At 71.4% G+C, this 13,925-nt stretch carries 14 protein-coding genes and 1 pseudogene; 2 read left to right on the forward strand and 13 right to left on the reverse strand.

The window, feature by feature from the left end; translation table 11 throughout:
* On the reverse strand, window positions 1-498 hold a 498-nt coding region (locus tag FNH05_RS17070), incomplete at its 3' end, for a DNA glycosylase AlkZ-like family protein (protein ID WP_186382585.1).
* Between the two features lie 51 nt (window positions 499-549).
* Between FNH05_RS17070 and FNH05_RS17075 the strand changes: the two genes are divergently transcribed.
* A complete protein-coding gene (locus FNH05_RS17075; protein WP_144589381.1) occupies window positions 550-1,107 on the forward strand; it encodes a GNAT family N-acetyltransferase in 558 nt (185 codons plus the stop codon).
* Between the two features lie 276 nt (window positions 1,108-1,383).
* On the opposite strand, the pseudogene FNH05_RS39320 reads toward FNH05_RS17075, so the two are convergent.
* Window positions 1,384-2,256 (reverse strand): annotated as a pseudogene (locus tag FNH05_RS39320) (glycosyltransferase family 87 protein); the annotation flags it as partial.
* Window positions 2,257-2,367: 111 nt separating this feature from the next.
* Entirely contained in the window at window positions 2,368-2,907 is a 540-nt protein-coding gene (locus tag FNH05_RS17085) for a GtrA family protein (protein WP_144589383.1), read from the reverse strand.
* Window positions 2,908-3,041: 134 nt separating this feature from the next.
* Here FNH05_RS17085 and FNH05_RS17090 point away from each other — a divergent pair, with 134 nt between their 5' ends.
* Window positions 3,042-3,563, forward strand: coding sequence for a hypothetical protein (locus FNH05_RS17090; protein ID WP_144589385.1), 522 nt, complete (start codon window positions 3,042-3,044; stop codon window positions 3,561-3,563).
* Window positions 3,564-3,591: 28 nt separating this feature from the next.
* On the opposite strand, the gene FNH05_RS17095 is transcribed toward FNH05_RS17090, so the two are convergent.
* The 10 genes from FNH05_RS17095 to FNH05_RS17140 all read right to left on the reverse strand — a co-directional run bounded on the left by FNH05_RS17095 (window position 3,592) and on the right by FNH05_RS17140 (window position 13,639).
* Window positions 3,592-4,044 (reverse strand): hypothetical protein, encoded by a 453-nt coding sequence (locus FNH05_RS17095; RefSeq protein WP_144589387.1) that lies wholly within the window; start codon window positions 4,042-4,044, stop codon window positions 3,592-3,594.
* Entirely contained in the window at window positions 4,041-4,805 is a 765-nt protein-coding gene (gene dapB, locus FNH05_RS17100; RefSeq protein ID WP_144589389.1) for a 4-hydroxy-tetrahydrodipicolinate reductase, read from the reverse strand. Before dapB ends, FNH05_RS17095 begins: the two co-directional genes overlap by 4 nt.
* Complete coding sequence (locus tag FNH05_RS17105; protein WP_144589391.1) at window positions 4,802-6,151, reverse strand: M16 family metallopeptidase; 1,350 nt, start codon at window positions 6,149-6,151, stop codon at window positions 4,802-4,804. Before FNH05_RS17105 ends, dapB begins: the two co-directional genes overlap by 4 nt.
* A gap of 93 nt (window positions 6,152-6,244) precedes the next feature.
* Window positions 6,245-8,524: a polyribonucleotide nucleotidyltransferase gene (locus tag FNH05_RS17110; RefSeq protein ID WP_144589393.1), complete on the reverse strand. Its 2,280-nt coding sequence runs from the start codon at window positions 8,522-8,524 to the stop codon at window positions 6,245-6,247.
* A 227-nt stretch (window positions 8,525-8,751) separates the two neighbouring features.
* On the reverse strand, window positions 8,752-9,021 hold the full coding sequence (gene rpsO, locus FNH05_RS17115) for a 30S ribosomal protein S15 (protein WP_144589395.1): 270 nt from the start codon (window positions 9,019-9,021) through the stop codon (window positions 8,752-8,754).
* A gap of 124 nt (window positions 9,022-9,145) precedes the next feature.
* Window positions 9,146-9,667, reverse strand: a complete 522-nt coding sequence (thpR, locus tag FNH05_RS17120; protein WP_144589396.1) for an RNA 2',3'-cyclic phosphodiesterase — start codon at window positions 9,665-9,667, stop codon at window positions 9,146-9,148.
* 2 nt (window positions 9,668-9,669) lie between these two features.
* A complete protein-coding gene (locus FNH05_RS17125) occupies window positions 9,670-10,149 on the reverse strand; it encodes a helix-turn-helix domain-containing protein (RefSeq protein WP_144589398.1) in 480 nt (159 codons plus the stop codon).
* Between the two features lie 196 nt (window positions 10,150-10,345).
* Complete coding sequence (locus FNH05_RS17130; RefSeq protein WP_144589400.1) at window positions 10,346-11,311, reverse strand: bifunctional riboflavin kinase/FAD synthetase; 966 nt, start codon at window positions 11,309-11,311, stop codon at window positions 10,346-10,348.
* Window positions 11,312-11,376: 65 nt separating this feature from the next.
* Window positions 11,377-12,273, reverse strand: a complete 897-nt coding sequence (gene truB, locus FNH05_RS17135) for a tRNA pseudouridine(55) synthase TruB (protein WP_186382586.1) — start codon at window positions 12,271-12,273, stop codon at window positions 11,377-11,379.
* 49 nt (window positions 12,274-12,322) lie between these two features.
* Window positions 12,323-13,639 (reverse strand): MFS transporter, encoded by a 1,317-nt coding sequence (locus FNH05_RS17140; protein ID WP_144589404.1) that lies wholly within the window; start codon window positions 13,637-13,639, stop codon window positions 12,323-12,325.
* Window positions 13,640-13,925 lie beyond the last annotated feature (286 nt).

Raw genomic sequence — 13,925 nt, forward strand, 5'->3', positions numbered from 1 at the left:
GTCCCACCACGGCCCCTGCCGCCGCCGCGACTCCCCTACCACCTCGCGTTCGATGCGGCCCGCGCCGACCGGGCCGAGCTCGGCCACCACGGCGAGGATGTCCTCCACGAGCGCCGGGGAACGCCGCAGGACGGGCTCGTAGTGCCGCCACCAGCCCGCCCGCTTCGCGCGGGAGCGCAGCAGCGGCCAGTCCTCCACCGGGATCAGGCTCGCCTCGTGGGCCCACGTCTCCACCAGCAGCCGCGGCTTGCGGGTGCTGTGCGTCCAGGCCGCCTCGTCCACCAGTGTCCGGTCGTACGCGCCCAGCCGCGAGAACAGCGGCGCGTAGTGCGCGCGGACCGCCACGTTCACCGAGTCGAGCTGGAGCAGCCGGACCCGGGAGAGCACCTGGCGCAGCTGCCGCCGGGTGACGGCGGCGGGCCGGGGCCGGTCGAACCCCTGGGCGGCCAGCGCCATCCGCCGCGCCACCCCTGCACTGATCGTTTCCACCGCGCCCATGCTGCCAGCACCCACCGACAGAACGGCGGGAAAAGCGGTAGGTTGCGGCACATGACGACCGCCGAAGTCCGCGTCGCCGCGGCCGGGGACGCCGCGGAGATCGCCCGCATCCAGCGCCTCACCTGGCGCACCGCCTACGCGGGGCTGCTGGGGGAACGGGCACTCGCCGAACTGGACTCCAGCGCCGAGCGGCGGTGGGCCGAGGCCATCGCGTTTCCGGGCACCACGGTGCACGTCGCCGTCGAAGGCGGCACCACCGTCGGGTTCTGTGTGGCCGGGCTCGCACCGCACGAGGAGGTGGCGAGCGCCTCGGGCACGCTGCCCGGGGACGCCGACCGCACCGGCCTGATCGCCACCCTGCTGGTCGAGCCCCGCTGGGGCCGGCGCGGCCACGGCGGCCGCCTGCTCGCGGCGGCCGCCGAGGGACTGCGCCTGCGGGGCGCGGAGCGCGGGATCAGCTGGGTGGCCGAGTCCGACTCCGCGTCACTGGGCTTCTTCCGGCATGCGGGCTGGCGTCCCGACGGCACTGTGCGCACCCTCGACACCGGCGAGCGCCGGCTGCGTGAAGTCCGGCTCACGGGCGGCCTCGAGCTCCGGCTCGTGCCCTGAGCGGGGCCGCCTGCCGCGGAACCAGCGCACCGTCATCACGACCAGGAACAGCACCGCGAGCAACTGGTAGCTGCTGCCCACGACCTTCTGCGGGAAACTCCAGATCTCGTACTCCAGCGGCACCCAGTAGTGCGGGGCGAGCCAGAGGATCACCACGGCCACCCAGCCGGCGAACAGCAGCCAGAACCGGTGCCGCTGGTACCCCATCACCAGGATCAGGGCCGCGGTGGGCAGCGCCAGTATCCAGTGGTGCGACCACGAAATCGGCGACACGAGCAGCACCCCGGCCGCGTTCACCCCGAGCGCGAGGGCGAGGTTGCCGTCGTCGAGCGCGCGCTTGGTGCCCAGCCAGGCCATCACCAGCACGGCGAGCACCCCCAGCCCGCCCGCCACAGTCAGCGTGTGGCCGCCGAGGCCCAGTTTCTCCAGGCTCGCCGTCACCGACTCGTTCGCGTGGATCGGGCCGATGTTCATGCCGGTCGCGTGGAAGACGCGGTCGGTCCAGTACTTGACGGAGTCAGCGGGCGCGAGCACGAACGCGATCGCGGTCATCACCAGGAAACTGACGAAGCTGGTGATCACCGCGCGGAAGTCGCGGCGCAGCAGGAAGATCAGCACGAACCCCGCCGGGGTCAGCTTGATCGCCGCCGCGATGCCGATGAGCGCGCCCCGCGGCCAGCGCGGGTTGGGGTGGAGGCAGTCCAGCGCCACCAGCATCATCAGCAGGACGTTGATCTGGCCCCAGAAGATCGTGTTGGCGACCGGGTGCGCGACGACCAGCACACAGGCACCCGCGACCACCATCCACGGCTTCGCCAGCAGCCCGCGCAGCTCCGGCGAGGACTTGCGGTAGGCGAGCAGGATCGGGAACAGCGCCAGGCAGGTCACCGCGGTGAGCAGCGGGTACCCGATGTGCGGCGGGACGATCGCCAGTGGGACGAACACGATCGCCGAGAACGGCGGGTACGTGTAGGGCAGCGGACCGCCGATCGTGGACACGGGCAGCTGCGTGTAGATCGAGTGACCCTTCAGCAGGGTGTCCGCGCCGAGCCGGTAGACGTCGACGTCGGTGGGCCACTTCCGGATGCCGTGCGCGTAGTAGGCGAGCGCGCCGAACAGCACCACGGCCAGCAGCAACTCGAAACTCACGCGCGCGCGATCGGCGGCACTCCCGTATCTCAGGGTCGAGATGACAGATCTCAAAACGTTTCTCCCAGGTCCCGGCCAAGAGACGGACCGCGGATACAGACGCGGCTGCCCCTATCTTGGTTGCCTGCGCACCGGCGCCGTCGAGCGGGTCCCCTCACCGGGCGCGGTCCGTGAACCGCCGAACACGAACCAGCGCAGCACGCAGTACATGAATACCGCCTCGCCGGCACCGGCCAGCACCCGGGACAGGTGATATTCCACGCCGAGCGCCGCCAGCCCGCTGGACGCACCGAGGATGAACGCGAGGTAGTTGACGCCCACGGCGATCGCGTACCGCAGGGCCTGCCCCGCGACGGGCGCGTGCGACCGGAAGTTGAACACCCGGTTCAGTACGAAGCTCAGCCCGAACCCGCCCAGGTAGCCCGCGGTGACGGCGATGGGCAGGGGCAGCCCGAGTATCCCGCGGCCCAGGGTGAGCAGCGCGAGGTCGACGCTGAAGGTGAAGCCGTTGATGAGCGCGAACCCGACGAAGTCCGGCGCGATCACGGTGGCCAGGCCGAAGGGCAGCCGCCGCACGACGGCCGCGCAGAAGCCGGCGAAGAGGTTCGCAGTGTTGCTGCCGTTGTTGTCGTTGTTGCCGTTGTGCCGCACCGCGCCAGGTTTCCACCGGCAAGTGGCCGGGAGGTGACCGGCGGGTGGTCGGCGGGAAGCGAAGAGTAGGGCCAACCCTCCTGCCCGGAGGGCCCCGAACCGATACCGTCGTCACAACGGTTTGGGGAGGCGTAATGTTCGGCTGGTTCTGCCTGGCGCTCGGGGTGGCGTTCGGCTCCGCGCTCCTGCCCCTGATCAGTGTCGAGGTGTTCGTGGTCGGCCTGATGGCCACCGAGCCGACGGCACGGTGGTTCCTCGTCGGGGCCGCGGTGGCCATCGGCCAGGTCGCCGGGAAACTGCTGTACTACCTCGCCGCGCGCGGCTCGATCCGGCTCCCGCCCTGGCTGCACGACCGCCTGCACCGGCAACGCCCGCCCACGCGGTGGCGGCAGCGCTGGCACGAACGCACCAAGGGCCTGCGGGTCAGGCTCGACGCCCTGCGGGAACGCTGCCACCGGCATCCGCACTGGATGACCGGGACCTACGGGGTCAGTTCGGTGGTGGGGGTGCCGCCGTTCATGGCGACCACGGTGCTGGCGGGCCTGGTGGCCATGCCGCTGGTCACCTTCGTCGCCGCCGGGCTGGCCGGACGCTTCGTCCGCTACAGCGTGCTCGCGTCCTTCCCGGCCCTGTTCTCGTCCTGGCTGCACTGGTGAGTGCGCCCGGCGGGCCGGGAAGGGCTGGCTACTTCGCGTGCTCGGCGGCCTCGAGGTCGAGGGCCTTGCGCATCGCGGCGCGGGCGCGGCGGCGGTCGCCGGCGAGGTCGTAGGCATGGGCCAGCCGGTACCACCGCCGCCAGTCCCCGGGGTGCTCCTCCAGTTCGGCGCGGCGCTGCTCGAACCACGCGTCGGCGGCGTCACGGTCCACCCGGCCGGAGGGCCGCCGCGGCAGCTCCGAGGCGTCGGGCAGCCCGCCCTCCTCGTCCAGCCGCCGCGACAGGTGCTGGATGCGCAGGCCGGACCGCCAGGTGGCGATGATCATCCACACCCCGAGCAGCGGCAGCACCAGCACGGCCACGCCCAGGGCGATCCCGGCCGTGCTGCCCGTCTTCACCAGCTGGACGGCCCGGTCGGCGAGCAGCACCAGGTAGACCACGAGCGCCGCGGTCATCAGCAGGGCGACGTTGCGGGCCTTCACAGGTCGAGCACGTTCTCCAGGCCCACGGTGAGGCCCGGTCGCCGGAGTACCTCCCGCACGCCGACGAGCACGCCGGGCATGAACGAGACACGGTCCAGGGAATCGTGGCGGACGGTGAGAGTCTCCCCGGGAGCGCCGAAGAGGATCTCCTCGTGCGCGACGAGTCCCGGTAACCGCACCGAATGCACCCGCACGTCCTCGACGAGCGCACCGCGTGCCCCGTCGAGTTCGCTGGTGGTCGCGTCGGCACCCGGTTTCAGCCCCGCCTCCCGCCGGGCCTGGCCGATCAGCGCCGCGGTGTGCGCGGCGGTGCCGGAGGGCGCGTCGGCCTTGCGGTTGTGGTGCAGTTCCACGATCTCGACGGACTCGTAGTAGCGCGCCGCCTGGACGGCGAAGCGCATCGCGAGCACCGCGCCGAGCGCGAAGTTCGGGGCGATCAGCACACCGAGCTCCGGATGGGGCCGCAGCCACTCGCGCAGCGTGTCCAGCCGCTCCTCGGTGAAGCCCGTCGTGCCCACCACGGCGTGGATGCCGTGCTCGGTGGCGAAACGCAGATTGTCCATCACCACGTTCGGCCGGGTGAAGTCGACGACGACCTCGGCGCCGGCGTCGGTGAGCTCGGACAGCGCGCCGTCCGAATCGATCGCGGCGGCGACCGTCAGGTCCGGCGCGGCCGTCACGGCCTTCACCACCTGGGTGCCCATCTGCCCATGGGCGCCGAGCACCCCCACCCGGATCGGGTCGTTTTCGCCGCGGGTCATGAAGCGATCACCTCGTGCAGATCGGCGGGCAGGTCGTCGTCATGAGCGTACGGCCCGACCACCGCGCCCGCGGACACCCCACCCGGGGCGCGGAAGAGGGTGCGAGCCAGGTCATACACCTGTTCCGTGGTGACCGCTTCGATCCGCGCGACCGTCTCGTCGACGCTTTCGTACAGCCCGAAGTTGAGTTCCTGCTTGCCGATCCGCGACATGCGGGAGGCCGTGTCCTCGAGGCCGAGCACCAGCCCGCCCCGGAGCTGGCCCTTGGCGCGCGCCACTTCGGCGTCGGTGAACCCCTCCTTGCCGACCTGCCCGAGCAGATCGCGGAGCACGTTCGCCACCTCGCCGAGCTTGTCCGGCTGGCAGCCCGCGTACACCGACAGATGCCCGGTATCGGCGTAACCGGACACCGACGAGTAGACCTGGTAGGCCAGGCCGCGCCGCTCGCGGATCTCCTGGAACAGCCGGGAACTCATCCCGCCGCCCAGCGCGGCGTTGAGCACGTTGAGCGCGTAACGCCGCTCGTCGTGCCGGGACGGCGCGCGCATCCCGAGCATCACGTGCGCCTGCTCGGTGTCGTCGGTGTGCAGCACGAGCCTGCGTTCGGCGGTGATCCTCGCCCGGCCGCGCCGCGGCGCCACCGGGGTGTCCGAACCGGCCAGCCGGTCCCGCAAGGCCTTGCGCACCAGGCGAAGCACCTGGGCGTGCTCGATGTTGCCCGCCACCGCGAGGACCATCCGCGGCAGGCGGTAGCGGCGTCGGTAGAAGCCCCGCAGCGCGGCGGGCGACATCCCGGTGATCGACTCCTCGGTGCCCAGCACCGGTTTCGCCAGGGGATGGCCCGCGAGCACGGTGCTGACGAAGGTCTCGTGGAGCAGGTCCTCCGGGTCCTCGTCGCGCATCGCGATCTCGTCGAGGACCACGCTGCGCTCGGTGTCCACATCGGAATCCGTGCACAGTGCCTCGAACACCACGTCGGTGACCAAGTCCATGGCCAGCGGCAGGTCCTCGTCGAGAACCTGGGCGTAGTAGCAGGTGTGTTCCTTGGCGGTGAACGCGTTGAGCTCGCCGCCGACCGCGTCGATCTCCTCGGCGATCTGCGTCGCGCTGCGGTGCGTGGTGCCCTTGAACAGCAGGTGTTCCAGGTAGTGCGCGGCCCCGGCCACGCTCTCCGGCTCGTCGCGGGAGCCGATGCCCACCCAGAGGCCGACCGTGGCGGAGCGCACTCCCGGCACCTGTTCGGTGATCACGCGGAGGCCGCCCGGCAGGACCGTTCGCCGGACGGAGGTGTCCAGGGTGCGCGTGCTGCCCACGGGCTGCTCGTACCCCGGTGTCTGTCGCGCCAATGTGTTCCTTCAGCGAATGTGGTGTCGAATGGCCGGCAGTCGCGAACGGCCCGTCCGAGGAGAAAGCTCGGACGGGCCGTCGGGACTACCGGATCACTGAGCGGTGTCGGACTTCTCCGCCTCGGCCCCGCCCTGCTTCTCGGCGGGCTTGTCGGCCTTCTCCGCGGTCTCTTCCTCGTCCTTGACCAGGATCAGGCTGATCTTGCCGCGGTTGTCGATGTCGGCGATCTCGACGCGGAGCTTGTCGCCCACGTTGACCACGTCCTCGACCTTGCCGATGCGCTTGCCGTTGCCCAGCTTCGAGATGTGGATCAGGCCGTCCTTGCCCGGCAGCAGCGAGACGAACGCGCCGAAGGCGGCCGTCTTCACCACGGTGCCGAGGAACCGCTCGCCCACCTTCGGCAGCTGCGGGTTGGCGATGGCGTTGATCTTGCTGATCGCCGCCTCCGCCGACGGGCCGTCGGCGGCGCCCACGTAGATCGTGCCGTCGTCCTCGATGGAGATGTCGGCGCCGGTCTCCTCGGTGATCGAGTTGATCATCTTGCCCTTCGGCCCGATGACCTCGCCGATCTTGTCGACCGGGATCTTCACGCTGGTCACGCGCGGCGCGTACGGGCTCATCTCGTCGGGGCCGTCGATGGCCTCGGCGATCACCTCGAGGATGGTCAGGCGGGCGTCCTTGGCCTGCTTCAGCGCGGCCGCCAGCACCTCGCTCGGGATGCCGTCGAGCTTGGTGTCCAGCTGCAGCGCGGTGATGAAGTCCCTGGTGCCCGCGACCTTGAAGTCCATGTCACCGAAGGCGTCCTCGGCACCGAGGATGTCGGTCAGCGCGACGTACTCGGTCTTGCCGTCGACCTGGTCGGACACCAGGCCCATCGCGATGCCCGCCACCGGCGCCTTCAGCGGCACACCGGCGTTGAACAGCGCCATGGTCGAGGCGCACACCGACCCCATCGAGGTGGAGCCGTTGGAGCCCAGCGCCTCCGACACCTGGCGGATCGCGTAGGGGAACTCGTCCCGCTTGGGCAGCACCGGCACCAGCGCGCGCTCGGCGAGCATGCCGTGCCCGATCTCCCGCCGCTTCGGCGAACCGACACGGCCGGTCTCGCCGGTGGAGAACGGCGGGAAGTTGTAGTGGTGCAGGTAGCGCTTGGTGGTCTCCGGGGACAGCGAGTCGATCTGCTGCTCCATGCGCAGCATGTTCAGCGTGGTGACACCCAGGATCTGGGTCTCGCCGCGCTCGAACAGCGCCGAACCGTGCGCCCGGGGCACCACGCTCACCTCGGCGGACAGCTGCCGGATGTCGGTCAGGCCACGGCCGTCGATGCGGACCTTGTCGCGCAGGATGCGCTGGCGGATCAGCTTCTTGGTCAGCGCGCGGAACGCGGCGCCGATCTCCTTGTCCCGGTTCTCGAAGGCCTCGCCCTCGCCGAGGCCGACCTTGGCCACCACGGCGGCCTTGACCTCGTCGATGGTGTTTTCGCGCTCCTGCTTGCCCGCGATGGTGAGCGCACGGGCCAGGTCGTCGGTCGCGATCGCGGCGACCGCGTCGAAGGCGTCGGGCTGGTAGGCCGGGAACACCGGGAACTCGCCGGTCGGCTTGGCGGCCACCTCGGCGAGACGCTGCTGCGCCTCGCACAGCACCCGGATGAACGGCTTGGCCGCGTCCAGGCCCTCGGCCACGGTCTGCTCGTCGGGCGCCTTCGCGCCGCCGGCGATCAGGTCCAGGGTGTGCTCGGTGCCCTCCGCCTCGACCATCATGATCGCGACGTCGGACTCGCCCTCACCGACCACGCGGCCGGCGACCACCATGTTGAAGGTGGCCTTCTCCAGCTGCGCCCAGGTCGGGAACGCCACCCACTGGCCCTCGATCAGCGCGACGCGCACGCCGCCGATCGGACCCGAGAAGGGCAGGCCGCCGATCTGGGTGGAGGCCGAAGCCGCGTTGATCGCCAGCACGTCGTACGGGTCGTCCGGGTGCAGGCTCTGCACCGTGACCACGATCTGGATCTCGTTGCGCAGCCCGTCGGCGAACGACGGCCGCAGCGGCCGGTCGATCAGGCGGCAGGTCAGGATCGCGTCGGTGGAGGGGCGGCCCTCCCGGCGGAAGAACGCTCCCGGGATCCGGCCCGCGGCGTACATCCGCTCCTCGACGTCCACCGTCAGCGGGAAGAAGTCGAAGTGCTCCTTCGGCTGCTTGGAGGCGGTGGTCGCCGACAGCAGCATGGTCTCTTCGTCCAGGTAGGCCACGACGGCCCCGGCGGCCTGCCGGGCCAGCCTGCCCGTCTCGAAGCGGATCGTGCGGGTGCCGAACCTGCCGTTGTCGATGACGGCTTCGGTTTCGTGCACCGTGAATCCGCCTGCGTCGGTCATCTGTTGAACTCTCCTCGTTCGTATGGCGACACCTGTGCCCCGCCCGTGCGGGGCGTCGCGCGAGGAACGAGGCCGGTCTTCGATCGAAGCCCCCGGGACCGCTCCCGGAGGCCACTACCGAGGACCGGCGAAGAAGTCCTCGCGCTCGGTCGCCTGCCTCTTTGTTGCTTGCTTCTTCTTATGGACCGAGGGGGAGCGACCGGGTGGTCACTCCCCCTCGGGCGATGTCATCGGCGGAGGCCGAGTCGCTGGATCAGCGACCGATACCGTTCGATGTCCACCTTCATCACGTAGTTGAGCAGCCGGCGACGACGGCCGACCAGCAGCAGCAGCCCGCGACGCGAGTGGTGGTCGTGCTTGTGCACCTTGAGGTGCTCGGTGAGGCCGACGATCCGCTTCGTCAGCAGAGCGACCTGGGCCTCGGGGGATCCGGTGTCCGAGTCGTGCAGGCCGTACTCGGAGAGGATCGACTTCTTCTCGTCGGTGGACAGCGCCACTGTGGGTGTTCTCCTTGCTCTGTCTGTGCCGTGCGGCCCGGACGCGCTTCTCGCGCCGGGTGAGCCGGTCACGGCCGCCACGGACTGCAGCCGGACCCAGTACTCCAGGGTATCAGGCAGGTACTCACCCGGCCTGCCGGGACACGAGCGGAAACCGCTCGACTACGGAATACTGCGCGCCTTGGGGGGTGCGGTCGCTGCGCATGAGCACCGCCTCGGCGGGTTCCCACGGTTCGCTCGCGAAGCCCGACAGGCCGTGCGCCAGCTCCCGCGGCACCATGCGCTTGGTGCGCGCCACGGTCAGATGCGGCAGGTACGGCCGTTCTTCCTGCTGCGCACCGGCCGCCGCGGCCAGCTCGGCGAGGCCTTCGCTGTAGACCCCGACGTAGAGCACGTGGGAGAAGGTACCGGCGCCTTCGAGCCGCACCAGGGGTGCCGCCCGGCCCGCCAGTGCCGTGCGCAGCCACCCCGCCCGTGAGGCGGGCTCGGCCGGATCGCCGGACTCGCCGTAGAAGCCGAGCGTGATGTGCCACTGTTCGGGCGCCACCCAGCGGATCCCCGGGCCGGCGTCCGGCAGGCCGTCCAGATGGGAGCGCAGGGAGGCGACGATCGCCTCCGGCAGCAGCACAGCGGAAAACAGCAGCATGGTCACCCCTGCAGCCCGGCGCGGCGGAGCAGGTCGGCGATCGCGGGGAACTCGTCGTCGAGCCGTTTGGCCGCCTCGCCGAGGTCCTCGTCCTCGGCGATCTCGCGGAGCGCGGCCAGGACCAGCTGGTCGTCGGTCACCGCGGCGACCGGGATGTTGTCGCGGCCCACCATCGGCCGCGAATCCTTGACGTCCTCGAGCGCGGCCACCAGCGCCGCCTTGTGCCCGGCCGCCACCTCCGGGATGAGGCACTTGCGCTCGAGCATGATCATCCGGGCGAGGACCACCGGGTTGCCGATCTTGGCCCGCCGCCCGCTCATCACCTGGCTCAGCATCGGAGCGCTGATCCCGAGCACCTCCGCAAGATAAGCCTGCGACACGTCGAACGCCACCACGAGACGCCGCACCCGGTCGCCGAGCGGTTCCCCGTACCATTCCCGTTGCAGTGCGATGTTGCGCTGGACGATCTTGTGGTCATCCACGGTTGGCTGCTCCCCAAGTCTGCGCGGGCCCTCCGCCCGCGATCGGCCACGCTGAACGGTCCTGGGCGGCTCGCCCACCAGGCCTCCTCACTCCCCGGTCAGGGCCGGCTACCACCGATGCCCCGCATCTTGCCAGGCCGGTCGGGCCGGGCGGGCCGGTTTTGCGGAACCGGTCCCGACCACTTCCGGCCAGTCGTCACCCCTCGGTGAGGCCGAGGATCTCGCGGGTGCGCTTCACGTCGTCGTCGATGCGCTCGACCAGCGCTTCCGGCGTGGAGAAGCGGATCTGGTCGCGCAGCCGGTCGATGAAGTCCAGCGCCACGTGCTGGCCGTAGAAGTCCTCGTCGACGTCGAGCACGAACGCCTCGACCGTGCGTTCCCGCCCCGAGAACGTCGGGTTGGTGCCCACCGAGACCGCGGCGGGCAGCCTCCGTCCGGGGTCGGCGGCCCGCACGAACCAGCAGCAGTACACGCCGTCCGCCGGCACCGCGGCGAACCGCGGGGTGGACAGGTTCGCGGTGGGATAGCCGAGATCGTGGCCACGGCCGTCACCCCGCACGACGATGCCTTCCAGCCGGTGCGGCCTGCCGAGCGCCTCGGCGGCGGCTTCGACGTCCCCCGCGTCGATGCAGGCGCGCACGTAGGTCGAGGAGAAGGTGATCTCCGGCTTGTCGCCCACGGCCTGCCCGGCGCCCTGCAGTTCGGCCCCGTAGGTGACGAACCCGAACCGGCGGCCGAGTTCCCGGAGCAGGGCCACGTTGCCCGCGGCCTTCGCGCCGAAGGTGAAGTTCTCCCCCACCACCACCGCCGCCGCGTGCAGCCGGTCCACCAGGATCTCGTGCACGAACTCGTGCGCGGGCACGCGCATGAGCTCCGGGGTGAACGGAAGCACCGCGAACACGTCCACGCCGAGCTCTTCGACGAGCTCCGCCTTGCGGCGCAGCGTCGTCAGCTGCGCCGGGTGGCTGCCCGGCCGGATCACCTCGGAGGGATGCGGGTCGAAGGTCAGCACCACGCTGGGCAGCCCGCGGGACCGGGCGATCTCCACCGTCTTGCCGATCAGGGCCTGGTGTCCGCGGTGCACCCCGTCGAACACCCCGATCGTGACCACGCACCGTCCCCAGCCGCCGGGGAGATCTTCCAGACCACGCCACCTCTGCACGGAGCCCACCTTAGAGAACACCGGGACGTGGTCCGCGTGGCGGTGCCGCCGCGGGCACCGCGGCCTCAGGCGGGGTCGAGCACGACGATCGAGCGGGCCACGCCGCCCGCGTCCACCGCCAGCGCGAGCGCCCGGCCGTCCGGCCCGAACACCCCGTAGGTGCCCTCCAGCCCGGAAGCGCGCACCTGCTGTCCATATTGGACGGCCTTCGCGGTGCGGGCGTCCACGTCGTAGCGCGGGAAGGCGGTGGCCACCGCGGACGACAAGTCGTGCGAGAGCACGGGGTTCGCCTCGAGCTGCTCGAGGGTGCGCGCCGTGGCGAGGGTGAACGGGCCCACCGTGGTGCGGCGCAACGCGGCGAGGTGCCCGCCGACGCCGAGCGCCTTGCCGAGATCGCGGGCGAGCGCGCGGACGTAGGTGCCCGAAGAGCACTCCACCACCGCGTCGAGTTCGATCCGGTCCGCTTCGCGCCGCGTGGCCAGCAGGTCGAAGCGGTAGACGGTGACCCTGCGCGGCGGCAGCGCGACGTCTTCGCCCGCACGGACCCTGGCGTAGGCGCGCTTGCCCGCCACCTTCACCGCGCTCACCGCGCTCGGCACCTGCTCGATCTCACCGGTCAGCGCGGCGATCCCGGCGGCGATCCGCTCGTCGGTGGCCGCGGCGAGTTCCTCGGGCCCGGCGGTGGACAACGACTCGCCCTCGACGTCGTCGGTGGTGGTCGAAGCGCCGAGGGAGAACGTGGCCAGGTACGTCTTGCGGTCCAGTGCCAGGTGGCCGAGCAGCTTGGTGGCCCGCTCGATCCCGAGGACGAGCACTCCGGTGGCCATCGGGTCGAGCGTGCCGGCGTGGCCGACCTTGCGCGTCCCCATGATGCGGCGGACTCGCGCGACCACGTCGTGCGAGGTCATCCCCGGCGGCTTGTCGACGACGAGGAGTCCGGGCGGTGGAGGCGTTTTCTGCACGAGACGCAACCTTAAGGCGTGCCGGTGCGGCGGGTGCCGCGCAGGTGGCTCAGGCGGCCCGGGGCGCCGGAGCGGGCTCGGGCACCGGCGCGTCCCACCGGCGGCGCCGGATCCGCACCGGGACCTGCTCGCCGCGGGCCTGCGCCTCGAACAGCGCCAGGCGGGCCCGCCGCCACCACCGCAGCACCTGGCCGGTGCCCAGCGCCAGCACCCCGACCACGGCCAGCAGCGCGAGGCGGAAGTCGCCGCCGGTCGCCTGCAGCAGCACCCCGACGGCGAGCGCGGCGATCGTGGTGGCGAGGAACCCGCCCACGTTGACCACCCCGGTGGCGGTGCCCACCCGCCGCAGCGGGTTGTAGTCCCTGGCCAGCGCGAACCCGATCATCGACGCCGGTCCGCCCAGGGACAGGAAGGCGAACGCGGGCACCAGCACCGCGACCGGCACCGTCCCCGGCCAGCCCAGCAGCACCGCCCACACCAGCGCGGCCCCGCCGAGATAGCCGCCCGCCAGCGGCATCCGCAGGCCGGGACGGCGGCCGATGGCCCCGCCGAGCAGGGGACCGCCGAACATCGCCCCGAAGACGAACACCGTCAGCACGGCGCTCGCCGTGGCCTTGGGCAGCCCTTGGCCCTGCACCAGGTAGGGCACCCCCCACAGCAGCGTGAGCACGTTGGGCCCGAACGCGGTGGTGAAATGCACCCAGAAGCCGAGCCGCGTGCCCGGCACCCGCCAGGCGGAGGCGATCTGGCCCAGCAGCGCCCGCCGGTCCACCCGCACCGGTTCGGCGGCGCCGGTGGGCGTGTCCCGCACGCGCAGCGCGACCACGACCGAGTAGACCGCGGTGAGCAGGCCCGCGGCGAGGAAGGTCGGAGTCCAGCCCGGCCCGGCGAGCAGCAGCGTGAGCGGGACGGTCGCGGCGAGGTTGCCGACGAAGCCGACGGCCCCGGTCAGCGACGCGACGACGGCGTACTGGCGGGCCGGAAAGTGGGCGGCGACCAGGCGCAGGACGCTGACGAAGGTCATCGCGTCGCCGAAGCCGAGCACGCCGCGGGCGAGCAGGCCGGGTCCGTAGGAATGCGCCAGCGCCAGCAGGGTCTGGCCGAGGCCGAGGAACAGCAGCGCGGCGATCAGGACGCGGCGCGGGCCGTAGCGGTCGACGAGGACGCCGGTGGGGATCTGCATCGCGGCGTACACGCCGACCTGCAGGACGGTGAAGGTGCCCAGCGCGGCCGCACCGACGTGGAAGCGGCCGGCGGCTTCCAGGCCCGCCACCCCGAAGGAGGTGCGGTGGAAGACGGAGAGGAGGTAGACGAAGACTGCGGCGGACCAGATGAGCCATGACCGGCGGCTGGCCTTGCCGATCACGGGTGCCTGCTCGGGCGGCACGAAGGGAGGCCTCCTTCGGGATGCGGACGCGGTTCGGACACGGGCCCTGGACACGGCGGCCCGACGGTTGTATCCGCTCGGCAACCAAAATCCTTACCGCCGGAAAGACCGCTGTTGCCGAAATCACGGTTCCACAACCAGGGCCCCGGCAAAGTCGCGTGAGTATTGGCCGTGAAGGGTCCCTTCACAGTCGATTCGACTGTGAAGGGACCCTTCACGGCTTGCCCCAGTCCCTCCGGCCGGGGGTGAGGGGCCTGCAAAAGGG

Source organism: Amycolatopsis rhizosphaerae (assembly GCF_007713715.1).
Classification (GTDB): domain Bacteria; phylum Actinomycetota; class Actinomycetes; order Mycobacteriales; family Pseudonocardiaceae; genus Amycolatopsis_E; species Amycolatopsis_E rhizosphaerae.

What these genes read in the sequence shown, in the direction of transcription:
- dapB (WP_144589389.1), bottom strand. Translation starts at nt 4,805, where the DNA reads ATGACCCGCGGCGAAAACGACCCGATCCGGGTGGGGGTGCTCGGCGCC.
- FNH05_RS17110 (WP_144589393.1), bottom strand. Translation starts at nt 8,524, where the DNA reads ATGACCGACGCAGGCGGATTCACGGTGCACGAAACCGAAGCCGTCATC.
- FNH05_RS17090 (WP_144589385.1), top strand. Translation starts at nt 3,042, where the DNA reads ATGTTCGGCTGGTTCTGCCTGGCGCTCGGGGTGGCGTTCGGCTCCGCG.
- thpR (WP_144589396.1), bottom strand. Translation starts at nt 9,667, where the DNA reads ATGCTGCTGTTTTCCGCTGTGCTGCTGCCGGAGGCGATCGTCGCCTCC.
- FNH05_RS17075 (WP_144589381.1), top strand. Translation starts at nt 550, where the DNA reads ATGACGACCGCCGAAGTCCGCGTCGCCGCGGCCGGGGACGCCGCGGAG.